This is a genomic window from Agrobacterium sp., assembly GCF_032092815.1.
Taxonomy (GTDB): Bacteria; Pseudomonadota; Alphaproteobacteria; order Rhizobiales; family Rhizobiaceae; genus Agrobacterium.
The window spans coordinates 31,140-53,693 of record NZ_DAMDBP010000003.1 but is presented as its reverse complement, the minus strand read 5'-3'; the positions used below and the strand labels follow the sequence as shown (position 1 = coordinate 53,693).

The 22,554-nt window shown below is 56.0% G+C and carries 23 protein-coding genes; 12 read left to right on the top strand and 11 right to left on the bottom strand.

The window, feature by feature from the left end; genetic code table 11:
- Positions 1 to 19 precede the first annotated feature (19 nt).
- The 3 genes from ilvN to RT613_RS02155 all read left to right on the top strand — a co-directional run bounded on the left by ilvN (position 20) and on the right by RT613_RS02155 (position 3,353).
- Complete coding sequence (ilvN, locus tag RT613_RS02165; protein WP_313612608.1) at positions 20 to 592, top strand: acetolactate synthase small subunit; 573 nt, start codon at positions 20 to 22, stop codon at positions 590 to 592.
- 127 nt (positions 593 to 719) lie between these two features.
- Positions 720 to 1,730, top strand: a complete 1,011-nt coding sequence (locus tag RT613_RS02160; protein ID WP_313612783.1) for a ligase-associated DNA damage response exonuclease — start codon at positions 720 to 722, stop codon at positions 1,728 to 1,730.
- A 6-nt stretch (positions 1,731 to 1,736) separates the two neighbouring features.
- Positions 1,737 to 3,353 (top strand): cisplatin damage response ATP-dependent DNA ligase, encoded by a 1,617-nt coding sequence (locus tag RT613_RS02155; RefSeq protein WP_313612606.1) that lies wholly within the window; start codon positions 1,737 to 1,739, stop codon positions 3,351 to 3,353.
- Between the two features lie 122 nt (positions 3,354 to 3,475).
- Here the strand turns inward: RT613_RS02155 and RT613_RS02150 are convergent, their stop codons facing one another.
- The gene (locus tag RT613_RS02150) at positions 3,476 to 5,356 is read right to left on the bottom strand and encodes a HAMP domain-containing methyl-accepting chemotaxis protein (RefSeq protein ID WP_313612605.1); all 1,881 of its coding nucleotides are present in this window, start codon (positions 5,354 to 5,356) and stop codon (positions 3,476 to 3,478) included.
- A 389-nt stretch (positions 5,357 to 5,745) separates the two neighbouring features.
- Positions 5,746 to 6,591: an aldo/keto reductase gene (locus tag RT613_RS02145; RefSeq protein WP_313612604.1), complete on the bottom strand. Its 846-nt coding sequence runs from the start codon at positions 6,589 to 6,591 to the stop codon at positions 5,746 to 5,748.
- Positions 6,592 to 6,783: 192 nt separating this feature from the next.
- Here RT613_RS02145 and RT613_RS02140 point away from each other — a divergent pair, with 192 nt between their 5' ends.
- Positions 6,784 to 7,377, top strand: coding sequence for a LysE family translocator (locus RT613_RS02140; RefSeq protein ID WP_313612603.1), 594 nt, complete (start codon positions 6,784 to 6,786; stop codon positions 7,375 to 7,377).
- 6 nt (positions 7,378 to 7,383) lie between these two features.
- Here the strand turns inward: RT613_RS02140 and RT613_RS02135 are convergent, their stop codons facing one another.
- From RT613_RS02135 to RT613_RS02115, 5 genes are all read right to left on the bottom strand, one after another.
- Positions 7,384 to 8,169: an anti-sigma factor gene (locus tag RT613_RS02135; protein ID WP_313612601.1), complete on the bottom strand. Its 786-nt coding sequence runs from the start codon at positions 8,167 to 8,169 to the stop codon at positions 7,384 to 7,386.
- Positions 8,166 to 8,726 (bottom strand): RNA polymerase sigma factor, encoded by a 561-nt coding sequence (locus RT613_RS02130; protein ID WP_313612599.1) that lies wholly within the window; start codon positions 8,724 to 8,726, stop codon positions 8,166 to 8,168. The genes RT613_RS02135 and RT613_RS02130 overlap by 4 nt, the downstream gene beginning before the upstream one ends.
- On the bottom strand, positions 8,710 to 9,084 hold the full coding sequence (locus RT613_RS02125; protein WP_313612598.1) for a hypothetical protein: 375 nt from the start codon (positions 9,082 to 9,084) through the stop codon (positions 8,710 to 8,712). Before RT613_RS02125 ends, RT613_RS02130 begins: the two co-directional genes overlap by 17 nt.
- A gap of 117 nt (positions 9,085 to 9,201) precedes the next feature.
- Positions 9,202 to 9,681: a DUF2269 domain-containing protein gene (locus RT613_RS02120; protein ID WP_313612596.1), complete on the bottom strand. Its 480-nt coding sequence runs from the start codon at positions 9,679 to 9,681 to the stop codon at positions 9,202 to 9,204.
- Positions 9,682 to 9,685: 4 nt separating this feature from the next.
- Entirely contained in the window at positions 9,686 to 10,978 is a 1,293-nt protein-coding gene (locus RT613_RS02115) for an SDR family oxidoreductase (protein WP_313612594.1), read from the bottom strand.
- A gap of 104 nt (positions 10,979 to 11,082) precedes the next feature.
- Here RT613_RS02115 and RT613_RS02110 point away from each other — a divergent pair, with 104 nt between their 5' ends.
- Positions 11,083 to 12,210 carry an ATP-dependent RecD-like DNA helicase gene (locus RT613_RS02110; RefSeq protein WP_313612593.1) on the top strand — a complete coding sequence of 376 codons (1,128 nt, stop codon included), beginning with the start codon at positions 11,083 to 11,085 and terminating at the stop codon, positions 12,208 to 12,210.
- 18 nt (positions 12,211 to 12,228) lie between these two features.
- Here RT613_RS02110 and RT613_RS02105 read toward each other — a convergent pair whose 3' ends face one another.
- Positions 12,229 to 12,900, bottom strand: a complete 672-nt coding sequence (locus RT613_RS02105; protein ID WP_409558751.1) for a MerR family transcriptional regulator — start codon at positions 12,898 to 12,900, stop codon at positions 12,229 to 12,231.
- A gap of 411 nt (positions 12,901 to 13,311) precedes the next feature.
- On the opposite strand from RT613_RS02105, the gene RT613_RS02100 reads away from it, so the two are divergent.
- On the top strand, positions 13,312 to 14,067 hold the full coding sequence (locus tag RT613_RS02100) for a pyridoxine 5'-phosphate synthase (RefSeq protein ID WP_313612592.1): 756 nt from the start codon (positions 13,312 to 13,314) through the stop codon (positions 14,065 to 14,067).
- An 81-nt stretch (positions 14,068 to 14,148) separates the two neighbouring features.
- Entirely contained in the window at positions 14,149 to 15,414 is a 1,266-nt protein-coding gene (locus tag RT613_RS02095; protein WP_313612591.1) for an NAD(P)/FAD-dependent oxidoreductase, read from the top strand.
- 63 nt (positions 15,415 to 15,477) lie between these two features.
- Here the strand turns inward: RT613_RS02095 and RT613_RS02090 are convergent, their stop codons facing one another.
- On the bottom strand, positions 15,478 to 16,524 hold the full coding sequence (locus tag RT613_RS02090) for an NAD(P)-dependent alcohol dehydrogenase (RefSeq protein WP_313612589.1): 1,047 nt from the start codon (positions 16,522 to 16,524) through the stop codon (positions 15,478 to 15,480).
- Positions 16,525 to 16,713: 189 nt separating this feature from the next.
- Here RT613_RS02090 and RT613_RS02085 point away from each other — a divergent pair, with 189 nt between their 5' ends.
- A complete protein-coding gene (locus RT613_RS02085; RefSeq protein ID WP_313612587.1) occupies positions 16,714 to 17,622 on the top strand; it encodes an AraC family transcriptional regulator in 909 nt (302 codons plus the stop codon).
- A 155-nt stretch (positions 17,623 to 17,777) separates the two neighbouring features.
- Here the strand turns inward: RT613_RS02085 and RT613_RS02080 are convergent, their stop codons facing one another.
- Positions 17,778 to 18,662, bottom strand: coding sequence for an SDR family oxidoreductase (locus RT613_RS02080; RefSeq protein ID WP_313612585.1), 885 nt, complete (start codon positions 18,660 to 18,662; stop codon positions 17,778 to 17,780).
- A gap of 160 nt (positions 18,663 to 18,822) precedes the next feature.
- On the opposite strand from RT613_RS02080, the gene RT613_RS02075 reads away from it, so the two are divergent.
- The 4 genes from RT613_RS02075 (at position 18,823) to RT613_RS02060 (ending at position 21,791) form a co-directional block, all read left to right on the top strand.
- Positions 18,823 to 19,233, top strand: coding sequence for a helix-turn-helix domain-containing protein (locus RT613_RS02075; RefSeq protein ID WP_313612583.1), 411 nt, complete (start codon positions 18,823 to 18,825; stop codon positions 19,231 to 19,233).
- Positions 19,234 to 19,392: 159 nt separating this feature from the next.
- Positions 19,393 to 20,016 (top strand): TetR/AcrR family transcriptional regulator, encoded by a 624-nt coding sequence (locus RT613_RS02070; RefSeq protein ID WP_313612581.1) that lies wholly within the window; start codon positions 19,393 to 19,395, stop codon positions 20,014 to 20,016.
- Between the two features lie 70 nt (positions 20,017 to 20,086).
- Complete coding sequence (gene ilvC / locus RT613_RS02065) at positions 20,087 to 21,106, top strand: ketol-acid reductoisomerase (RefSeq protein ID WP_313612580.1); 1,020 nt, start codon at positions 20,087 to 20,089, stop codon at positions 21,104 to 21,106.
- Between the two features lie 295 nt (positions 21,107 to 21,401).
- Positions 21,402 to 21,791, top strand: coding sequence for a DUF4440 domain-containing protein (locus RT613_RS02060; protein ID WP_313612579.1), 390 nt, complete (start codon positions 21,402 to 21,404; stop codon positions 21,789 to 21,791).
- A 61-nt stretch (positions 21,792 to 21,852) separates the two neighbouring features.
- Here the strand turns inward: RT613_RS02060 and RT613_RS02055 are convergent, their stop codons facing one another.
- The gene (locus RT613_RS02055) at positions 21,853 to 22,305 is read right to left on the bottom strand and encodes an RbsD/FucU family protein (RefSeq protein WP_250981810.1); all 453 of its coding nucleotides are present in this window, start codon (positions 22,303 to 22,305) and stop codon (positions 21,853 to 21,855) included.
- Positions 22,306 to 22,554: the final 249 nt, after the last annotated feature.

Here is a 22,554-nt window from a genome sequence, read left to right as displayed (position 1 = left end):
GATCGGGAGGAATAGAGATATGAACGCACACCTACAACCAACCGGCTCCGCTTACTTCATTTCGAAGGAAACCGCTGCCATTGAAAACCACACGCTTTCGGTTCTCGTCAGCAACGAGCCGGGTGTTCTGGCCCGCGTTATCGGCCTGTTTTCCGGTCGTGGTTACAACATTGAAAGCCTGACGGTTTCCGAAACCGAACATGAGGCACATCTGTCGCGCATCACCATCGTGACGCGCGGTACGCCGGGTGTTCTCGAGCAGATCAAGGCGCAGCTTGAGCGTATCGTGCCAGTCTACCGCGTGGTTGACCTGACCGTGCGTGCCCGTGAACTGGGACAGGAACGTCCGATCGAGCGTGAAGTGGCGTTGCTCAAGGTGGTCGGCAGCGGCGAGGATCGTGCAGAGGCGCTTCGCCTTGCCGATGCTTTCCATGCCAAGGTTGTTGACGCGACCGTTGAACACTTCATTTTCGAGATCACCGGCAAGTCCTCGAAGATCGACCAGTTCGTCGCCATCATCAAGCCGCTTGGCCTGATTGAAGTGTGCCGCACCGGTATTGCTGCCATGAACCGTGGTTCGCAGGGCATGTAATTCTATCGGAACAAAATGACCTCAGGGCCGTTCGCAACAGACCGTTGCGGGCGGCTTTTTTGTTTGAAAGAATGCTCTGGATACGCGGTACGCAATATCAGATTAAGGACATCGTCTTTCTTCCATGATGAAACCGGAAGCCCTGCTTTATCCCACACCGGATGGTCTTTATTGCCCGCAAGGGGATTTCCATATCGACCCTGTGCGGCCAGTGCAGCGGGCGCTGATTACCCATGGCCATTCTGATCATGCCCGCGCGGGTCATATGCATGTGCTTGCCACCCGCCAGACGCTCGACATCATGCGTATCCGATACGGCGAGGATTTCTGCGGCAGCGAGCAGGCCATCGGTTACGATGAGACCATTGACGTCAACGGTGTCGGTATCCGTTTTTATCCGGCCGGTCACGTGCTTGGGTCAGCGCAGATCGCGGTCGAAAAATCAGGCACGCGGATCGTGGCTTCAGGTGATTACAAACGCAGTCCCGACCCGACATGTGACCACTTTGTGCCTGTTACCTGCGATGTGTTCATTACCGAGGCGACCTTTGGTTTGCCGGTGTTTCATCACCCGCCACCGCTGGATGAGATGGCAAAACTGCTGCGGTCCCTCAGACAGTTTCCAGAGCGCACCCATATCATTGGTGCTTATGCGCTGGGCAAGGCGCAGCGCGTGATCATGTTGCTGCGAAATTCCGGTTATGACGCGCCGATCTATATTCACGGTGCTCTTGCCAGGCTGTGTGATTATTACCTGTCGCAGGGCATCCCTTTGGGCGACCTGCGGCCGGCGACGCTTGAAAAACAGGATGCCCAGGTCTTCAAGGGCGCGGTGGTCATCGGGCCGCCATCGGCCTTTGCCGATCGGTGGGCACGGCGGTTTTCCGATCCGGTGCCGGCCTTCGCTTCTGGCTGGATGATGGTGCGCCAGCGGGCGCGGCAACGCGGCGTGGAACTGCCTTTGGTGATTTCCGATCACTGCGACTGGCCGGAATTGACGCAGACAATTGAAGAGACCGGTGCCGGCAATGTCTGGGTCACCCATGGGCGTGAAGAGGCATTGGTGCGCTGGTGCGAGTTGCAGGGTATTGCCGCCAAACCTCTGCATCTTGTCGGTTATGAAGACGAGGGGGATTGAGAACCCATGCACGCCTTCTCACAGCTTCTTGACCGTCTGGTTCTGACGCCATCCCGCAATGCCAAGCTGACCTTGCTGAGCGATTATTTTCGCACAACACCGGACCCGGACCGCGGTTTTGCGCTGGCAGCCCTTGCCGGAACGCTTGATCTGAAAGGTGTCAAACCGGCGCTTATCCGTGAGCTGGTGCTGGAGCGCATGGATGAGGTGCTGTTTCGTTATTCCTATGATTATGTTGGCGACCTTGCCGAAACCGTTGCTCTTGTCTGGGATCAGGGCGATGTAAGGTCAGCGGATAGCGATCACGCGCCATCTCTGGGTGAGGTGGTGCAACAGATGCAGACACTTGGCAAAACTGAAATTCGAAGTGCGGTGCGCGACCTCTTGGACAGGCTGGATGCATCAGGTCGATTTGCCTTTCTCAAGCTGGTCACAGGTGGATTGCGTATTGGCGTTTCAGCCCGCCTTGCCAAACAGGCACTGGCGGAACTCGGCTCAAAAGACATCACCGACATCGAAACCCTGTGGCATGGCCTCAAGCCACCCTATCAGGGGCTGTTTGCCTGGCTTGAGGGCAAGAGCGACAAGCCGGTTCTGGCAACGCCGGCGATCTTTCATTCCGTGATGTTATCCACCCCGGTTGGCGACAATGATCTGGATGGGCTTGATCCCAGCGATTATGCCGCAGAATGGAAATGGGACGGCATTCGTGTGCAGCTGTCGCGGTCATCTGGAACCTGCCGCCTTTATTCGCGTTCCGGCGATGATATCTCCACCGCCTTTCCCGATATTGTTGATGCGGCTGATTTTACCGGTGTGATCGACGGCGAGTTGCTGGTTGGCGGTACGTTCACCTCAAACCGGCCCACATCAAGTTTTTCCGATCTGCAGCAGCGGCTCAATCGCAAGACGGTGTCGGGCCGCATGTTACAGGATTATCCGGCCTTCATTCGTGCCTATGATCTGCTGTTTGAAGGTGACAAGGATGTTCGTGGCGAGATTTTTGTCGAACGTCGCAAGCGGCTGGAACAGCTGATCGGCACGGTAAGACCGGACAGGTTCGATCTGTCTCCACTGGTGCCATTTTCCTCTTGGGGCGAACTGGAGCGATTGCGCAGCAATCCGCCCGATGCGGTAATCGAAGGCATCATGCTCAAGCGGTTGGACAGCACCTACCAGGCCGGGCGCGCCAAGGGGCCATGGTTCAAATGGAAACGTGATCCGTACAATGTCGATGCGGTGTTGATGTATGCGCAGCGCGGCCATGGCAAACGCTCCAGCTATTATTCCGATTTTACCTTCGGTGTCTGGACCAAGGGCGAGGGCGGCGATCAACTGGTGCCGGTCGGCAAGGCCTATTTCGGTTTTACCGATGCGGAACTGGACGTGTTGGATAAGTTCGTGCGCGACAACACGGTTGAACGGTTTGGACCGGTGCGTTCCATCCGTGCCGAACCGGATTTCGGATTTGTCGTTGAGGTGGCCTTTGAGGGTATCAATCGCTCCGGTCGCCACAAGTCGGGTGTCGCGATGCGCTTTCCACGTATCTCGCGTTTGCGGGCTGACAAGCTGCCGCGTGAGGCCGACCGATTGGAAACCCTGGTCGCCATGATTGATGGCTGAACCAAGTTGCTAATCTGATTCAGCTTTTTGGCATTTTGATTCAGAAAACAGGTGCAAGATATTGAAAAGCCTCCCGCAATATCCGTTGCGGGAGGCTTTGTTTTGTCGCTGGTTTTTTGAGATCAGCCGAACTTGCGGGTGAAACTGCTTGCCAGTTTCTGGCCAAGCGCCCGGGCCGGCGACTGCACCGGTCTGGAATATTCGGTGGCTGAGGCAACGCCATAACTATGACCGGTGTGCAGCTTGAACTGCGACAAGAGCGAGGTCAGCGCAGCAGCCTGTGTTGCGAGGCTGTTGCTGGCCGCTGTCGACTGTTCGACCATGGCGGCGTTCTGCTGTGTGCCCTGATCCATCTGGTTGACGGAGGTGTTGATTTCCGAAAGGCCAGTCGACTGTTCCTTGGCGGAGGTGACAATCGAATTGACGTGGCGGTTGATCTCCTGAACCTCCGATACGATGGCTTCCAATGTGCGGCCGGTTTCACCAACCAGCTGAACGCCTTGGCGGACCTGTTCGCTCGATGTGGTGATCAGCGCCTTGATTTCCTTGGCGGCATTGGCAGAGCGTTGTGCCAGTTCGCGCACTTCCTGTGCAACGACCGCAAAACCCTTGCCGGCTTCACCGGCACGAGCTGCTTCGACGCCGGCATTGAGCGCTAAAAGGTTGGTCTGGAAGGCGATATCATCAATGACGCCGATGATGTTGCTGATCTCGTTGGAAGAGTTTTCAATGCCTTGCATGGCGACAACCGCCTTGCGAACCACTTCGCCTGACTGTTCTGCACCGATACGGGTCTGAGACACCAGTTCACCGGCCTCACCAGCGCGAACGGCCGAATCCTTGACGGCTGTGGTGACCTGTTCCAATGCGGCTGCAGTTTCTTCCACCGAAGCGGCCTGCTGTTCCGTGCGTCTGGAGAGGTCTTCGGCAGCCGAGCGGATTTCATTGGCACCAGCATCGATCATGCGGGCATTGTCGCCAATCGAGCTCAAAACGCCATGCAGCTTGGCAACTGACTCGTTGAAGCTGGTGCGCAGTTTGTCGAGCTGACCGGCAAACTTCTCTTCAATGCGGTAAACCATGTCGCCTGCGGCGAGACGGTCGAGCGCCGTGCCGAGATTGTCTACGGCAAACAGCACTTCCGCAGCTTCGCGGGCTTTCTGTTCTTCGTTGGCAATACGCTCTTTTTCGCTGAGGCTGCGATTGGCTTCGGTTTCACGTTCCAGACGTTCACGCTCGATGGCGTTCTGGCGGAACACGGTCACAGCGGACGACATGTCGCCGATTTCATCCTTGCGGCCGCCATGCGGAATGGCGCTGGCGTTATCACCTGCGGCCAGTTTGTTCATGGCATCGGTGATCTCGGTGATCGGACGGGAAATGCGGATATGGCTCAGCACTGCTGCGGCGATTGCGATCAGGGCTGAAACGATGATCGACAGAAGGGTGACCGTGTTGGCAAAGCTAGCCGTCGAGTGGGCGCCGGCTGCTGCTTCGCGACCGAGGCTGCTGTTCAGATCGAGGGTGTCGTTCATCTTGGCAACGGCTTGCTGCCCCATTGGGGTCAGGGTCTGCTGAATGTAACCCTTGGCCTCGTAGAGCTGGCCATTGTTGATATAGTCAATGAAGGCCGCGCCCGCTGCTTCATATTCGGTCACGGATTTTTCAGCGATCGCGAATTTTTCCTGCAGGGCGGAAGAGGCGATGGTTGCGCCAAATTCATCAGCAGCCTTTTTGCGCTCTGCCTGCGCCTTGTGAATGGATGCGATGGCCGCATCGACTTCTTCAATCGTACCGGCACTCATGCCCTGCACATAGGCACGCCTGACGTCGCCAAACAGCATGTTGATCTTTGACAACCTTTCGGAGCGGGCAAGGCGGTGATTAACGCCTTCCGTTGCATCCCTAAGGTTTGAAATTGAATTAAGGGCGATAGCGCCCTGCGCGACACCAAGCACGACGAGGACGCCGAACAGGCTGGGGAGGAGTGTCTTGATTTTCATGTTTGTCAGCATCGTTAATACCACTGTGCAACGCAGGCGAGTTGACCTTCAACTCCGTGCTTGCTGTGCTTTTAGCGCGCTGGTTGTGTAAAAAATGGTTAAGAGTGAGGCTGCAAATTTCGCATGATGTTTCAGTGCTTTATTGTGTAATGATTTCTAATGTTTTTTCATTTGGTTAAAAGTGAAGCTCATGTGAAATCCGCCAGTGGAAATTGCATGGAAAATTGCCCTGAAATGCTCGAAAATGCATCTTTTGGTTGATCTCTTTGCGTTGCTGACATGAATTTGAAGGGTTATGAATTGGGGGCACGACAAATTGCACCACTTCACAATCCGGTGAATTTTTATAACGGCAAAGTCGTGAGTGACAGATGTCAGAGGTGGTGCCTTCAGAGCATCTCCAAAGGCACTTTGCGCGAGGGCGGTGGAAATGCGGCGTCCAAAGCGGTCCAGTCCTCTTCGCTGATATCAAGATCAGCAGCGCCACGATTTTCCTCCACACGATGCGGGTGGCTGCTTTTGGGAATGGCAATAACGCCGTCACGTTCCAGCAGAAAGGCAAGGGCGATCTGGGCAGGGGTGGCCTGATAGGCCTTGGCGATACGGATCAGTTCGTGGTTGCGCAAAATCCGGCCTTGTTCGATCGGCGAATAGGCCATCAAGGGCACGTGGTGTTTCTGACACCATGGCAGAAGATCAAATTCGGGACCACGGCGGGAGAGATTGTAAAGCACCTGGTTGGCCGCACAAAGTTCGCCATTCGGGACGGAAAACAGTTCTTCCATGTCGGCGGTGTCAAAATTGGAAACACCCCATGCGCCGATCTTGCCCTGCTGTTTCAAGGTCTCGAAAGCGGCCACGGTTTCGCGCAGGGCATGTGGTCCACGCCAATGCAAGAGATACAGGTCGATATAATCGGTACCGAGCCTTTCAAGGCTGCGGTCACAGGCACTGATCGTGCCCTTGGCATCGGCATTCCAGGGATAGACCTTGCTGACCAGAAATACATCGTCACGACGACCTGCAATGGCCTTGCCAACCACCTGTTCGGATTTGCCATCTGCATACATTTCGGCGGTGTCGATCAGTGTCATGCCGACATCAATGGCTTTGCGGATGCTGGCAATTTCATCGGCTTCATTGTGGGCTTCTTCGCCCATCATCCATGTGCCAAGGCCGAGTGCGGACACATCCACGCCGGAGGGCAGGCTGACTGTTGGAATGTCGTCTTGCATGGTGAACCCCCTTTATTGCCTTGGCAAAGTGCCTCACCACAATGCCTACCAAACGTGACCCGGCCTACCAAACGCAAACCGTGCGACAAAGCCTTTGATGCAACCTATCAAAAAAAGTGACGCTTGTTATGACGGATTGCGGCTGGCTCTTGTTGCTGGCGATCGATAATCTGTCGCTCCTTCGGAGGCAGCATGACAATCGAAACATTCCTGGCACTTGTGGTTTTTGCTTTTACCACGTCCATCACACCTGGACCCAACAACATGATGCTGTTTTCTTCCGGGGTGAACTTCGGTTTCCGCCGAACGGTTCCGCACATGTTGGGAATTGGTGCGGGTTTTCTGTCGCTGCTGATTGGTGTCGGCCTCGGTCTTGGTGCGTTGCTGCATTCCGTACCGATGCTTTACACCGTGCTGAAATTTGCGGGCGGTCTTTATCTGGTATGGATCGCGTGGAAAATCGGCACGTCGCGCAGCCTTTCTGAAGGCAAGGCCGGATCAAAACCGATGACCTTTCTGGGGGCTGCCGCGTTCCAATGGGTCAATCCCAAGGCATGGGTTATGGCCGTGACGGCCATGGCGACCTATACGGATGAGATGCAATATTTCACCACTGTCATGCTGGTGGGCGTTGCCTTTGCTGCGGTCAATCTGCCAAGTGTTTCGACATGGGCAGGATTCGGCTCTGCCCTGCGGGAGTGGTTATCGGTTCCAGTGAGGTTGAAATGGTTCAACATCACCATGGCGGTGCTTCTTGTTCTCAGTCTCTGGCCGATGCTCAAATAACGTGTCTCAAGTCGGGAACTGACGATAACATTCCTCGGCGATACGGCGCAGCGCGACATGTGAAATCTCACCCGACACGGCATAACCAATATCATTGTCGATCCAGTAGAAGGTGGCGACACCGTTGGCATCGGCCAGCCGGAAACTGGTGGTGCGGTTTTGCGGGTTACGCCCAACGAGAACGGTCACACGTTCGCCGCTGCCGCTCTGGTACATCAGCATGGCGCCCGGTTTGCCGCTGACCGGCAACAGCCTGCCGCCGACCAGTTCATAACCAATCGAGGTGAGATCAGGTATGGCAAAGGGATATCCCAGACGTTTGCCAAGCCAGGTGGCGAGATGGGCCTGCTGGTCTGCTCCGACCTCGACCGGGTGGCGCACTTCACTGGCATAGATGAGATAGGCCGAACCGGCCTGCGTTGAAATGTCCGAGCTCAGTTGTAGGCCGGTGGCAATATCGCTCTGTTTTGAAAACAGGGGGATGAATTGCCCGGCAACGGCACCGGCTACGAACATCAGGCAGGCGGCAGCGGTGCGCATGAGAATCGGCACAGTGCGACGCTTGCTGTTTTGCAGTGTGTTCAGCAATGTTTGGTCGTCGTATTTTGCAGTGTGATAGGGGGCAAAAGCCTGGCGCAGTGCTTTGGCATGGGCTTGCCAGTCCTGCACCTTTTCCCGTGCTTGCGGGTTCAATTCGAGCCACTGTTCCACGCGGGCGCATTCCTGCGTGCCCAGCAGCCCGTCTGCATAGGCATGAAGATCGCTTTCCGTAATGGCACTGTCTCTCGTCATTTCGGTCTCCGCAGCGGTATGATATTGTCTTCGCTCAGGTGAATGCGCAATGTTTCGCGGGCCCTGGAAAGGCGCGACATGACGGTGCCGAGCGGTATGTTCATCAGGCTGGCAACCTCCTGATAGCTGTAGCCTTCCACAGTCACCAGCATCAAAACCGCACGCAGGTCGGGGTTCAACTGGGCAAGCGCATCATGCAGCCGCCGGTTTTCCAGCGTGTCGCCTGTCGGTTCCGTCAAAAGCTCGTTTTCGCAAGCATCGATGTTTTCCGACGGATGGCGTTTTTCCGTCCGGTATCGGTTGCGGGAAATATTGGTCATGATGGCATAGGCCCATGCCTTGAGCTGCGAGCCGCGCCATTGCTGTTTTTTGGACAAAGCGTGTTCCACGCAATCCTGCAGCAAATCTTCTCCATCACTGTCGGAGCGCGAAAGGCTGCGGGAATAACGGCGTAGCAACGGCATGAGGGCCAGCATCTGACCCTCAAACGAACTGTCGGCGGGAACGTGTTGCTCCCGCCTTTCGTTGTTGTTCACGCCGTCATGGTTTTGCGACATGCCAAACTCCACCAACGCCATCTCCCGTGGCGTCGCCTTCCTTCATGTCCTTGACCCAATAATACAACGGTTTGCCATCCTTGGCCCACTGTTTTGTTCCGTCCTTGCGATCAATGACGGTGTAACCGTCACCGGCCTTGTCATCTGCCTTTGCCAGCAGTGGTGGCCAGTTGGTTGCGCATTTGTCATAGCAATTCGAAACGTCTGTTGTGTCGTTCTGGAAGGTGTAGAGCGTCATGCCCTTGTCGCCAGCCAGAACCTCACCCTTGTCGGTCTCGACGGTTTTCAGCATGGGGGCGGCATAGGCCGTGCCAGCTACAGCCAGCAGGACAACAGGGATGAGAGCGAGCGTTTTCATGGAGATCCTCCTCGGTTCGTGCGGCAGAAAAGCCGTTCACGGACCTTAAGACACCTCAGTATGCGGATTTATTCCGTCGGACGTGATAAATCTTTCGAATGTGGAAAATCGTTGTGGTCAATTCCACAGTGGAATGTCCGGCTTCATCAACATCAGCCAGAAGATGCCGATCACTGCGAAGAAGGCCGGGAAACCGCAGGCAAACCAGATGCGGTAAAGGAAAAACCACTGCTCCGGGAGCGGCGTGTTATCTGTCGCCGCCTGACGGGCAATGTTGCGCAGCCTGATCTGTATCCACACCACAGGTAGCCAGAACAGGCCTGTAAAGACATAAAGCAGCAATGACAGAAATACCCAGCCTTCCGTGAGTGGCCAGCCGATGATGCTGGCCAGCATGTATCCGGTTACCGGCTGAACAATGGCGGCCGTTGCCGTAAACACCGTATCGGCAATGACCACCGTCCCGCTGACATGGGCAATCAGAGCCGGGTTTTCGGTTCGCCGTGCCATGACCATAAAAAACGCGATGCCTGCACCGGTTCCCAGCAGAACGGTTGCGCCGATGACGTGTGCAAGGCGAATGAACTCTTCAAGCATGGATCTATCGTTCGTCTGAAATGGCCAGGGCGACCAGCGTGAGCAGAATGGAGGGCAGTACCTTGACCAGCGGCCCAAGTGGATCAAGCCAGAGCTGTGGTTCAAGCAGCGTACCGCCAGCAAGATAGGAGGCGGTGACCAATAACATGCCGACCATCGCCTTTTTTGCGAAAGGGCGCACCAGAACGCCAAGCCCAAGCGCCAGGTCCATGAGGCAGGTGGCAAGTGTTACGGTGATCGCGGCCGGTTGCGGCATGAAGGGCAGGAAGTGGCTGGATGCGTTCTGGATATCAAATAGCGGGATCAATCCCGACAGCAGCCAGAATAACGACAGGCACAGAATGATTATCGGTTTCAGCAGATAGAGCCGCGCAAACCACAGGTCCTGAACGGCAGACGGTGTGGCCTGCAAAGTCTGCTGTGCGGTTTTCAGAAGCACGCCGTAGTGACGGGCATCGGTTTTGGATGTGCTTATCACACCTTCTGACATCACAGCCATGGCGGTAGAACGCAGCGGCGAACGCCAGCCAAGCCGCCCGGCGAGATCGGCAATCCAGCTAACTGGCCGCGCCACATAGTCAGGTAGTTCTAGAACATCTGCCGCTGGCAGACCCAGCCACTGCCGGTGCAGCAACACAAGGGAGCCAAGTGTGTGGCGCTCATCGGCGGCGAGATCAATGTCGCTGCCGGACGGGATAGATCCGCTGAGTGCCAGAAGCACCATTTGGGCGACATTGCCGATGGCGACCGTTTGAACGGGGCTTCGCGCATGGGTGAGCGGCAGGATGCGAGGCATGCTGGCCAGTGCCCGCAACAATGCGGTGCCGCCATGGGCATTGCGGCCAATCACCAGCGCCGGACGCAGAATGACATAGGGCAGGCCGCTTTTGGCAAGGGCTTCGTCGGCATTTCGTTTGGTGGCCAGAAAGGGTAGGGCGGAGGCGGCACCTGTGGTTCTGGCCGAAATCTGGATAATTGCCTTGCCACCGGCGGATTGTGCCGCCTGATAAAGCGCCAGCATGGCGCTTTCTTGTGTGGCGGAGAGATTGTCCGATAGGCCATCCTGCAATGCGCCTGCACAATTGACGATGGCATCGTGGGTTTCGACCAACTCTTTCCACGCATTGGCTTCGCCCATGTGGACAAGGTCGGCAGACTGCCATTTCAGTTCCGGCCATTTACGCTGCGCCTGCTGCACACTGCGCCCAAGGCCCGTCACGTTGTGGCCTTCCGATGCGAGTTTCCTTGCGATTTCAGAGCCGATGAAACCTGTTGCGCCGAGAATCAGTATCTTCATGGGGGCATTTTAGGCGCTATTGCCCTCGCTGGCACGCATGGAAGGAAAACTTCCACGGAGAGTTTGCGGTTGCGCTGTTGCCCCGAATCCTGCGAAGAGAGCGCATGCAATTTTCACCGCAACAGGATGAGGCTCTCAAAGCCGTTTCGCGCTGGCTCAAGGAAGGCCGTTCGCAGGTCTTCAGGCTGTTTGGCTATGCCGGAACCGGCAAGACGACACTCGCCAAACATTTTGCTGAAAATGTTGATGGCGAGGTGCTGTTTGCAGCCTTCACCGGCAAGGCAGCCCAGGTTCTGCGTTCGCGTGGTGCCTCCAATGCCCGCACCATTCACTCGCTGATTTACCGGCCACGTGGCGAAGAAGCCATCGAGGATGAGGAAACCGGCAAGACATCCATTGCGCCGATGTTTTCCATCAACCGACAAAGCCCTCTCGCAAAGGCGGCGCTGATCATCATCGACGAGTGCTCGATGGTCGATGAGCAACTGGGCAAGGATTTGATGAGCTTCGGCACGCCGATTCTGGTTCTCGGCGATCCCGGCCAGCTTCCGCCGGTCACCGGTGGTGGTTTCTTTACCGAGCAGGAGCCGGATTATCTGCTGAGCGAAATCCATCGTCAGGCAAAAGACAATCCGATCATTCAGCTGGCCATGGATGTGCGTGAGGGTCGTGAGATCATGCGCGGTGATTACGGCTCTGCGCAGGTGATTTCCAAATCCGAGGTGACGCAGTCACTGGTACTGGATGCCGATCAGGTTTTGGTTGGTACCAACCGCACCCGCCGTCGTTACAATCAGCGCCTTCGTGAGCTGAAAGGTTTTTCAGCCGATTATCCGCAATCGGGTGACAAGCTGGTGTGCCTGCGCAACGACCCTGCCAAGGGCCTGTTGAACGGTTCTTTATGGCAGGTGATGAGTTCATCGCGTGAGACGGTCAAGCCCGGCATCAATCTGATGATCCGTCCTGAAGATGACGATATGGATCGCGGTGCCGCCAAGATCAAATTGCTGAAAGCAGCGTTTGAGGAGACCGAGACCGAAATTCCATGGTCAACGCGCAAACGTTACGACGAGTTCGATTTCGGCTACGCACTGACGGTTCACAAGGCGCAGGGTTCGCAGTGGAACAATGTGGTGCTGTTTGACGAGAGCTTTGCTTTTCGTGACAGCCGCGAGCGTTGGCTATATACCGCCATCACCCGTGCGGCTGAAACCCTGACAATCGTGCGATAGGGCAATCCATTCCGGGCATCAGGCCGGAATGATGCCCAACAGAACGGCCTTGGCAACCGCCTGAAAGCGGTTGTTGGCGCCGAATTTCTGTATGATGGCCTTTTCGAGTTTCTGCAGTTCCTCAATCCGCAGACCAACCGCGCGTGCAAGGCGGACAGAGGCGTAACCCTCCGCCATCAGTTCCAGGCATTTGCGTTCGATGTCCGTCAACATGATCGAATCTTCCGCTGATGTGCCTGTCTGCACCGGGTCGTCTTCGTCATAGGGATTTAGAAGATTGCTGATCTGCTGCATCTGCCGTCGCATGGTCGACAGATCGGAGGTCAGTTCGCGTTTTCGGTTGTTGAGCAATTCTTCAAACAGCGCGGTGGCTTCACCTTGAGAATCCGCATCGGCCAGTTTTTCCATGAATTCCTGGATAACGGCGACGGGGATGCCCACTTCGCGGCAGGTGTTGACAAGCGCCATCACATTGACGTCGCGATGCGTATAGATGCGCATCAGGCCAGACCGGCGAGACGACAGCAGTCCTTTTTCCTCGTAGAAGTGCAATGTACGATGGGTGACGCCAAATAGATTGGCCATATCAGCTATTCCTACCGGCTCCGGCGGCAGGCGCAACGAAAGCTTCAGTTCCGGCAGGAATATATGGTTGTGATAAAGTGACGATGATCTTGATTTTTGATGTATTTGATCACTGGGCGTATTTTCTTTTTGCATAAGGTCTCCCCCCTCCATGCTTGAAAATTCTTTCCATTCCTTCTGATCAGTAATTGCATGTCATGAATGAGCAATGCGGAGATTTCTTTCCCGCATTTATCCTCTGTCATCATTCAACGTCGAAAAGAGGTCGTTGTCCGGCGCGAACAATCAGCGCGCACTCTTTGCATTGCGCATCCGCAGCGTCTTCTTCGGTGGCGTCGGCAACGTCTTTCACGGGCGGCATTCCCTTTAACGGATTGCACGAAGTTCGCTTAATGAGTGTAACCCTGATTCTGTTCCAAGCGGAATGCATTTTTTTCTGGTTGTTGCGCTTCTGTTACTGCATCCTTGATAAAAGAGAGTACTCACTCCTTATCTGCATTACCAAGGGCTGCCGTCATGCCAACCACTTTATCCGTTAATCTCAATGCTATAGCCATGCTTCGCAACAGGCGCGATCTGCCTTGGCCTGATGTCGCACATTTCGGTCGTCTGGCGCTGCAGGCCGGTGCAAGTGGCCTGACTGTGCACCCACGTCCGGACCAACGCCATATCCGTTTTTCCGATTTGCCTGTTTTGCGCGCCCTGATTGATGACGAATTTCCGCAGGCGGAATTCAATATTGAAGGTTATCCGACGGAAGAGTTTCTGGTGCTGTGCGAACAGGCGCAGCCTGAACAGGTAACATTGGTGCCTGACGATCCCTCCCAGGCGACCTCCGATCACGGCTGGGATTTCCGCAAACATGCAGGCTTTCTCAAGGAAACCGTTGCCCGTTTGAAGGCCGGTGGCATGCGCGTTTCGCTGTTTGCCGATGGTGACGGTGATCGAGCCGCCGTTGAACTGGCCGCCGAAACCGGTGCCGCCCGTATCGAGCTTTATACCGGCCCATATGGTGGTTGTTTTGACGACCCGGAAAAAGAGGCCGTTCTGCTTGAGGCTTTAGGCCAGACGGCCGATCATGCCAAGGCGCTCGGTCTTGCCGTTAATGCCGGTCACGATCTGACGGTTGCCAACCTGCCGGCCCTCGTGAAGCGTATACCGTACCTTGCCGAGGTTTCGATCGGCCACGGCCTGACAGCGGACGCGCTGGAATATGGCATGGTGGAAACGGTGCGGCGTTTTTGCCGCGCCTGCGGTCAGGATATTTCATAACTATCGTCAAGTTTTTGATTTTATAACCGGCCTGCGCATCACCATGCGCAGGCTTTTTATTTTATACCAAGGGGCAGTTTTATGCAGGAACATCATGTCGTGGTTGTCGGAGGCGGTTTTGGCGGGCTTCAGCTTGTACATGGGTTGAAGGGGGCACCTGTCCGCATAACGCTGATTGACCGGCGCAATCACCACCTGTTCCAGCCACTGCTCTATCAGGTCGCCTCCACGGTTCTGGCAACGTCTGAAATTGCCTGGCCAATCCGTCTGCTTTACAAGGACCGCAAGGAAGTCACGACGCTGTTGACCGAGGTGACCGGTGTCGACCGTGCTGCCAAGACCGTACAGCTGAAAAGCGGTGAAAACATCTCCTATGACACGCTGGTGCTGGCAACCGGCGCGCGCCATGCCTATTTCGGCAATGACCAGTGGGAAAGCGTGGCGCCAGGTCTGAAGACGCTTGAGGATGCCACGACCCTGCGTCGTCGTCTGCTGCTGGCTTTTGAAAAGGCGGAACTTAGCAGCGATCCGGCGGAGCGTGAAGCGCTTTTGACCTTCGTCATTATTGGCGCAGGACCGACCGGCGTGGAAATGGCCGGCATGATTGCCGAGTTGGCGCACAAGATCCTGCCGCCGGAATTCCGCCGCGTTGACACCACCCAGGCGAAGGTTATTCTGGTCGAGGCCGGGCCACGCGTCTTGCCGGTGTTTACCGAAGAACTTTCAGCCTATGCCAAGAATGCGCTGGAGAAACTCGGCGTTCAGGTTTCTCTCGGCACGCCGGTGACATCCTGCACGGATGAAGGCGTGACGATTGGCGATCGCTTCGTGGCGTGCCGCACGGTCATGTGGGCGGCCGGTGTGCAGGCATCGCCTGCGGCGCAGTGGCTTGGTATTCCGGCGGACCGGGCAGGGCGTGCCATCGTTGGACAGGATCTGGCGATTGAGGGTGATCCCAACATTTTTGTAATTGGTGATACCGCGGCGGTGAACCAGGCCAATGGCAAGCCGGTTCCCGGCATTGCGCCGGCAGCAAAACAGCAGGGTGCCTATGTGGCAAAACTTCTGGCTTCACGACTGGCTGGCAAACCTGCCACGGCACCGTTCCACTACAGCCATCAGGGCAATCTGGCGACCATCGGCAAACGCGCGGCGGTGATCGATTTCGGGAAGTTCAGCCTCAAGGGCGGTCTGGCCTGGTGGATCTGGGGCCTTGCCCATATCTACTTCCTGATCGGCACACGCTCGCGTCTTGCCGTGGCGTGGAGCTGGTTGTGGATCTATCTCAGCGGTCAGCACAGTGCGCGTCTGATTACCCAGAAAGAAACGCTGAAAGACGAGGCGTAATCTTTAAAAAACAAGGGCAGGATGTTTTCACATCCTGCCCTTTTTCGGTCCGTAGTGCGCTTATCAGGCGGCCAGTGTCGCCATGTCGATGACGAAGCGGTAACGAACGTCGCTCTTCAGAACGCGCTCATAGGCTTCGTTGACATCCTTGATGTCGATCTTTTCGATTTCCGAAACGATGTTGTGCTTGCCGCAGAAGTCAAGCATTTCCTGGGTTTCCTTGATCGAACCGATCATCGAACCGGACAGGCTTCTTGCGCCGACGATCAGCGAGAAGGCGTGAACCGGAATGGCATGCTCAGGTGCACCGACCACAACCATGCTGCCCTTAGGCTTCAACAGGCCGAGATAAGCATTCCAGTCGATTGCCACACCGGCGGTGCAGATGATCAGGTCGAAGGTACCTGCCAGCTTTTCAAAGGTCGATGCGTCGCTGGTGGCGTAATATTCCTTGGCACCCAGCTTCAGGCCATCTTCGCGCTTGGAAAGTGTCTGCGACAATACGGTAATATCTGCACCCATGGCAGCACCGAGCTTGACACCCATGTGGCCAAGACCACCCATGCCAACGATGGCAACCTTCTTGCCTGGACCGGCTTCCCAGCGGCGAAGCGGGGAGTAAAGGGTGATACCGGCGCACAGCAGCGGAGCGGATGCGTCGAGCGGCAGATTGTCCGGGATCGACAGGACATAACCTTCCTTAACAACGATATGGTCGGAATAACCGCCCTGCGTTCTGGACTGGCCATCAGCACCGTTGTCGTTATAGGTCTGAACCAAGCCTGGCATATAGTGCTCGTTGTCGAGGTCGCGCGTTGCGCAGCCTACGCAGCTGTCGACAAAACAGCCAACGCCGACATGATCGCCAACCTTGAACTGGGTGACCTTGGAGCCGACAGCGGTGACAACACCGGCAATCTCGTGGCCCGGAACGATTGGATAAACGGCGTTTTTCCATTCGTTGCGCACGGTGTGAATATCCGAGTGGCAGATACCGGCATATTTGATTTCGATGACAACGTCATCGTCGTTTGGCTCACGGCGTTCAAAGGTGAACGGGGTGAGTGGCTTCGACGCGTCGGTTGCAGCATAGCCTCTTGCAATAGCCATCTGAAGTTTCCTTTCAGGTTCTGGGAAGAGATGGCGGATACTGCAATGAAAGAATGCGGCAGTGTTAGAGCGATCCTACGAGCTTTTTGCACGATCCTGCAAATCGCTGCACTGTCCTCTTTGCGAAAGGACGGCGATATTATAAATATCGGCTACCGGAGTTGCTGTTTACTCGAGGGGATTTGATCCATGACACTGCCTTTCAGCCCCTATCAGGAAATCGCTTCGATTGCCTCGCGTTATGCGCCGGTTGATGGCGAGGTGCAGACGGCCATCGATGCCTTGGGCATCAGCAAACGCTCGTCGCCCAGTGCGCCATGCAACGGCAGTTACCGGCCATGTCTCGCCATGGTCGTTCAGGGTGCAAAAAGCCTGCAATTGGGCACAGATACCATCAATTACGCCGCGGGAGACTATCTTCTCAGCTCGCTTGACCTGCCAGTTGCGTGGCGTGTGGTCGAGGCCAGCGAGCAGGTTCCGCATTTCTGCATCACGCTTGCGATCAGCGGTGAAAAGGTGCTGGATCTGATGGCGCGTGGTAATATTCGCCGCCGTCCGGGTCCGACTGTCGACCAGCGCGGCATTGTCGTCAATGCTGCCACACCAGAACTTCTCGATGCAACCACACGGTTGTTGCGTTTGCTTGATCGTCCATCCGACATTGCAGCCATGGCGCCGCTGATCGAGCAGGAAATCCTTTATCGCATCCTGACCGGCCCGGCGGGGGAGCAGTTGATGGGCATCGTTTCTGCCGATACCCATGGCAATCGTATTGCCCGTGCCATCGCCTGGCTGCGCGAGAATTTTGCACGCCAGTTGCGCATCGAAGATCTGGCAGACCATGTCGGCATGAGCGTTTCGTCGTTCCATCACCATTTCAAGGCGATCACGGCAATGACGCCGGTGCAGTATCAGAAGCAGCTTCGATTGCAGGAGGCCCGCCGCCTGATGTTGCTGGAGCGGCTGGATGCCGGCACCGCCGGTCATCGCGTCGGTTATCAAAGCCCCTCGCAGTTCAGCCGCGAATATAGCCGCGTCTACGGCATGTCGCCGGCGCGCGATGTCGAGGCGTCACGCGAAAGCATGGCGGCGGAATAACGAGAATGAATGCCGCAAGGTGAAGATGTGGCGATTCAGGCGTGTTTAGAATCTGTTGCTGCGGTTTCTTCGCGTAAAACATTGCTGCAAAACTGACATGCAAAAAGGAGGCGGGTGTTGGTCCGCCTCCTTTTTTGTTTCAGCAGCCGAAGGGATCAGCCGATAAGGGCTGCCTTGTTGGCCTTGAAATAATCGGCCGGAGACTGCGGCTTTTCGCCAGTCAATGTTTCGTAATCATTGGTGACGCCATCAAAATTGCCAGCGCGGATATTGGCATCGGCGGAAACCAGCATGTCGGCGACGAAACCTGGAAGACCTGCGCCTTCAATACCCTGCTTCAACTGCTGGTCATTGATCTGGACAACGGCCAGCGGCTTGCCTGTGGTTTGAGAAATCAGTGCTGCCACTTCATCTGCGGACAGCGACTGAGGGCCGGTGATGGTGTAGGTCTTGTTTTCTGCCTTGCCCTTGGCAAGGGCTGCGGCGGCTGCACGGGCGCAATCGTCACGCGAAATGTTGGGAACCTTGCCGTTGCCGCTGGAGGTGAACCACTGTCCGGTCTGCAGGTTGTGCGGCATGGCATGCAGATAATTGTCAGTATACCAGGCGTTACGGATGATGGTGTAGGGCAGGCCGCTGGCCTTGATGGCCTGTTCTGTGCCGAGATGGTCAGGCGCAAAGGTCACCAGTGATTTGTCCGGGTTTGGCATGGAGGTGTAAAGCACATGTTTGACGCCAGCCTTTGCGGCGGTATTAACGGCTGATGTGTGCTGCTTGAGGCGCTGGCCGGGAACGGCAAGGGCGTCGGTGGAGATGATCAGCAGCTTGTCGATGCCGGAAAAGGCGGTAGCCAGCGAGGCTTCATCATCAAAATCGGCCTTGCGGGTTTCTACGCCTTTGGCTGCCAGATCGGCAAGCTTGGAGGTGTCGCGGCTGGCGGCAACGATGTCAGCGGCCGGGACCTTGTAGGTGTCGAGGAGATGCTGGATGACCGCCTTGCCAAGCTGGCCTGCTGCTCCGGTAACCAGAATTTTGCTCATGGCGTATTTCCTTTGATCGTGTCGAGTGTCTTCGGTTTCAAGCAGTGTGAGCGGCAGGTGATTTACCACTCTCAAAAAGAGACCAGGGCTAAAATAGGAATTGACCCTGTGCTGTAAAGAAGGCACTTTCGCGGTAGATCGTTACCAAAAGGGAACCACCATGGACGCGCCAACCTCGGGCTTCAAACCGAAAGCCGCCAATGCCACGGCAAAAGATTTTTCGGGGCTCGATTTCGACAATTGCCCGGTGCGCGATCTTCTCAGCCAGATCGGTGGCAAGTGGGCAACCTTGCTGCTGGAGGCGCTTGCCGAAAAACCATACCGGTTCGGCCAGCTGAAGCGCATGGTGCCTGATATTTCCCAACGCATGCTGACACAGACGCTGCGCGATCTGCAACGCGACGGTTACCTTGAACGTGAGGTGTTTCCCACCAAGCCACCAAGTGTGGAATATCGCATGACGCCGCTTGGTCGTTCACTTTATGAGCCGCTGTCCAAGGTGATCTTGTGGGCGTTGGACAACCAGCAGGCGGTGCGAGCGGCACGCGTCGAATTTGACAAGGCGGCCTGAGCGCTATCAAGGCCCAGGTGTTTGCATTGCAGCTTTTTGCTGCGCTGCGTCAAATCGTAACGTTCCTTTAAAAAAAATCTTGACCAGAGGCGGGCATTCTCTTATCCATCACCAGAACCGTACTGTACGGTACTAGTCCGTACTTCTGGAGTGAATGCAGTGACCACCGATCCGATGACAGCACAGGAATTCTCGCCGCGCCAGAACGCCGTTCTGGAACAGGCTTTGAAACTGCTTGTCGAGGGTGGGGATAAAGCCTTGACCACATCAGGTCTTGCGCGCGCTGCCAACTGTTCGAAGGAAAGCCTCTACAAGTGGTTTGGCGACCGCGACGGCCTGCTGGCTGCCATGATCACCTTTCAGCAGAGCAAGGTGCGCACCTTTGAGCGGACCGGTGAGCGCCTGAGCGTTGAGCAGTTGAAAGAACATCTCGACGTTTTTGCGCATGACCTGCTGGACGTTCTGGCGGGCGATGTCTCGCTGGCGCTGAACCGTCTCGCGGTTGGTCAGAGCAGCCGTGACGGCTCCAAGCTCGGCACGCTGCTTCTGGAGCGCGGCCGTCGGCAGATCGACCGTCGCGCCAAGGCACTGCTTGAAACAGGGCGTCGCTCTGGACTTCTTCGTATCGATGACGTCGAAGAGGCTTATCGCATGTTTTACGGCCTTATCGTTTCGGATCTGCATGTTCGCATGCTGCTGGGCGAAGCGCCTGAGAAGGATTTCGCACCGCGGGCAAGAAAGGCCGTTACGGCATTTTTGACGCTTTACGGTGTGCAGAAATAATCACGCGGTTGCGGGGCAGGGCTGCCTTCCCGCACCGTCTCAACCGGATTAGCATAGAGAAGGAACTGATATGCGCGTTTATTACGATCGTGATGCCGATCTCAACCTCATCAAGGCGAAGAATGTCGCCATCGTCGGTTACGGCTCGCAGGGCCGCGCCCATGCGCTCAACCTCAAGGACAGCGGCGCAAAGAACGTTGTTATCGCGCTGAAGGCCGGTTCCGGCACCATCAAGAAGGCTGAAGCTGACGGCTTCAAGGTCATGACCGTTGCAGAAGCTGCAAAGTGGGCAGACCTTTTGATGATGGCAACGCCTGACGAACTGCAGGCCGACATCTACAAGGCAGACATTGCTGGCAACATCCGTGACGGCGCAGCAATTGCTTTCGCACACGGCCTCAATGTTCACTTCGGCCTCATCGAGCCAAAGGACACGCTTGACGTTGTCATGATCGCACCGAAGGGCCCAGGTCACACGGTTCGCGGCGAATACCAGAAGGGCGGCGGCGTGCCTTGCCTCGTTGCTGTTCACCAGAACGCTTCCGGCAACGCTCTTGAAGTTGCTCTGTCCTACGCTTGTGGCGTTGGTGGCGGCCGTTCGGGCATCATCGAAACCAACTTCCGTGAAGAGTGCGAAACCGACCTGTTCGGCGAGCAGGTTGTTCTGTGCGGCGGTCTCGTTGAACTGATCCGCGCTGGTTTCGAAACGCTGACCGAAGCCGGTTACGCACCTGAAATGGCTTACTTCGAGTGCTTGCACGAAGTGAAGCTCATCGTAGACCTGATCTACGAAGGCGGCATTGCCAACATGAACTACTCCATCTCCAACACTGCTGAGTGGGGCGAATACGTGACCGGTCCTCGCATCATCACTGCCGAAACAAAGGCTGAAATGAAGCGCGTTCTGAAGGACATTCAGACCGGCAAGTTCACCTCGGACTGGATGCAGGAATACCGTGCCGGTGCTGCCCGCTTCAAGGGGATCCGCCGCATGAACGACGCCCACCAGATCGAAGAAGTCGGCGCCAAGCTGCGCGGCATGATGCCGTGGATTGCCAAGAACCAGCTGGTCGACAAGGCTGTTAACTAAGCACTTTGCTTAGGTTGAACTAATAGGGTCAGCGCGAAAGCGCTGGCCCTTTTTGTTGTTCGTCTTAACTCTTGCGTCATCCTCGGGCTTGTCCCGAGGATCTGCTGATCTCGAAATATGGGTGAAGGGCTTAGATCCTCGGGACAAGCCCGAGGATGACGGTCACGGGGGGCGCGGGGGGCACATGGGTGAGGGCGGTAGTGGCCAGTCGCCAGCTGCCGGTTGCTGCTTACTCAGTTGTGAAACACGGTAAAAACTGGTCTGATAAACCCCAATAGAACAGACAGGGCAACTTATGCACGACGCAGATGTGTCTCTAGCAGGCGAAGATTTGGCGACCATCCGCCGGCTGGAAGAATCCCTGTGGATCGGCGCAAGCCGTTTTGACAATGTGCTGATGGAAAAGCTGTTCGCTGCCGACTTTTTTGAATTCGGTCGCTCAGGCAGAACCTATGCGCGTGCGGAGCTATTTTTTGATCCGCAGTCTGCCGAGGCTATTGATGCGACCATTCCGCTACCAGAATTCCATGCGCGTCATCTGTCTGCGGATGTTGTGCAAGTGACCTATGTCAGCGAAGTCAGGTATGGTGGAAAAATCGAACGCGCCAACCGATCGTCGATCTGGAGCCGGGAGGGCGCCGGTTGGCAGTTGCGCTTTCATCAGGGCACGCCAATCGCGGCTTGAGTGAACGAGCGTATCGGCTGATCCGCTCATTCAGTTTTTCTTCAACTGCAGAAAACCGCCTTCAGGCTGATGGTGGAATCACACCCTTTGTCAGGATGAAGCAGCCGTAAAAACGGGTTTCGCCCGTGGTAATCACGCAGTAAGCATCCTTGGCTTCTTCGTAGAACTTGAAACGCTCAATGCCATACATCGGGGCAGATTTGCCTTCGGCGGCATCAACTTCCTTTTGCACCTCAGCCTGCACAGGCTCCAGCTGATCCGGTGCGCCCATCACTTCCATTCGACCGACGGATGGCTGCAACGGCGTGTCCAGTGGCAGGACTGACAGGATTGCCTTCATGGCGCGAGCAGCGGAAATGTTTTCCATGCGCAAGACCTGACCGACAACAGTGTGTTGCGCGACGCTGTCGGATGGGAAGTTGGTGTCGGAGATGACCAGCGTATCGCCATGTCCCATGGCGCGCAGCGCATGCAGAACATCTGCATTGAGCGCCGGGTCGATATTCTTGAGCATTCTATTCCTCCTCGAAAGTGCCAAATCAATCGTTGTGCAATCGACAGGCAAATTGCTGTTTCGTCAATCCTTTGAATTTGACAGTGGCTTGCGTCAAGTATCGACAGTGCTGTGCGGGCGCGGCGGGTCGTAGTTTGAAGATGCCTGGGAATTGTTAAGTTTGAACGGGAGTTGTAATGGAGTGTGCGGCCGCATTTGGGAGTGCGTCGCGACAAAAAATAGTACCGAAAAGCGATAAGTCAGCATTGC

What these genes read in the sequence shown, in the direction of transcription:
- ilvN (WP_313612608.1), top strand. Translation starts at nt 20, where the DNA reads ATGAACGCACACCTACAACCAACCGGCTCCGCTTACTTCATTTCGAAG.
- RT613_RS02160 (WP_313612783.1), top strand. Translation starts at nt 720, where the DNA reads ATGAAACCGGAAGCCCTGCTTTATCCCACACCGGATGGTCTTTATTGC.
- RT613_RS02155 (WP_313612606.1), top strand. Translation starts at nt 1,737, where the DNA reads ATGCACGCCTTCTCACAGCTTCTTGACCGTCTGGTTCTGACGCCATCC.
- RT613_RS02150 (WP_313612605.1), bottom strand. Translation starts at nt 5,356, where the DNA reads ATGAAAATCAAGACACTCCTCCCCAGCCTGTTCGGCGTCCTCGTCGTG.
- RT613_RS02145 (WP_313612604.1), bottom strand. Translation starts at nt 6,591, where the DNA reads ATGCAAGACGACATTCCAACAGTCAGCCTGCCCTCCGGCGTGGATGTG.
- RT613_RS02140 (WP_313612603.1), top strand. Translation starts at nt 6,784, where the DNA reads ATGACAATCGAAACATTCCTGGCACTTGTGGTTTTTGCTTTTACCACG.
- RT613_RS02135 (WP_313612601.1), bottom strand. Translation starts at nt 8,169, where the DNA reads ATGACGAGAGACAGTGCCATTACGGAAAGCGATCTTCATGCCTATGCA.
- RT613_RS02130 (WP_313612599.1), bottom strand. Translation starts at nt 8,726, where the DNA reads ATGTCGCAAAACCATGACGGCGTGAACAACAACGAAAGGCGGGAGCAA.
- RT613_RS02125 (WP_313612598.1), bottom strand. Translation starts at nt 9,084, where the DNA reads ATGAAAACGCTCGCTCTCATCCCTGTTGTCCTGCTGGCTGTAGCTGGC.
- RT613_RS02120 (WP_313612596.1), bottom strand. Translation starts at nt 9,681, where the DNA reads ATGCTTGAAGAGTTCATTCGCCTTGCACACGTCATCGGCGCAACCGTT.
- RT613_RS02115 (WP_313612594.1), bottom strand. Translation starts at nt 10,978, where the DNA reads ATGAAGATACTGATTCTCGGCGCAACAGGTTTCATCGGCTCTGAAATC.
- RT613_RS02110 (WP_313612593.1), top strand. Translation starts at nt 11,083, where the DNA reads ATGCAATTTTCACCGCAACAGGATGAGGCTCTCAAAGCCGTTTCGCGC.
- RT613_RS02100 (WP_313612592.1), top strand. Translation starts at nt 13,312, where the DNA reads ATGCCAACCACTTTATCCGTTAATCTCAATGCTATAGCCATGCTTCGC.
- RT613_RS02095 (WP_313612591.1), top strand. Translation starts at nt 14,149, where the DNA reads ATGCAGGAACATCATGTCGTGGTTGTCGGAGGCGGTTTTGGCGGGCTT.
- RT613_RS02090 (WP_313612589.1), bottom strand. Translation starts at nt 16,524, where the DNA reads ATGGCTATTGCAAGAGGCTATGCTGCAACCGACGCGTCGAAGCCACTC.
- RT613_RS02085 (WP_313612587.1), top strand. Translation starts at nt 16,714, where the DNA reads ATGACACTGCCTTTCAGCCCCTATCAGGAAATCGCTTCGATTGCCTCG.
- RT613_RS02080 (WP_313612585.1), bottom strand. Translation starts at nt 18,662, where the DNA reads ATGAGCAAAATTCTGGTTACCGGAGCAGCAGGCCAGCTTGGCAAGGCG.
- RT613_RS02075 (WP_313612583.1), top strand. Translation starts at nt 18,823, where the DNA reads ATGGACGCGCCAACCTCGGGCTTCAAACCGAAAGCCGCCAATGCCACG.
- ilvC (WP_313612580.1), top strand. Translation starts at nt 20,087, where the DNA reads ATGCGCGTTTATTACGATCGTGATGCCGATCTCAACCTCATCAAGGCG.
- RT613_RS02060 (WP_313612579.1), top strand. Translation starts at nt 21,402, where the DNA reads ATGCACGACGCAGATGTGTCTCTAGCAGGCGAAGATTTGGCGACCATC.
- RT613_RS02055 (WP_250981810.1), bottom strand. Translation starts at nt 22,305, where the DNA reads ATGCTCAAGAATATCGACCCGGCGCTCAATGCAGATGTTCTGCATGCG.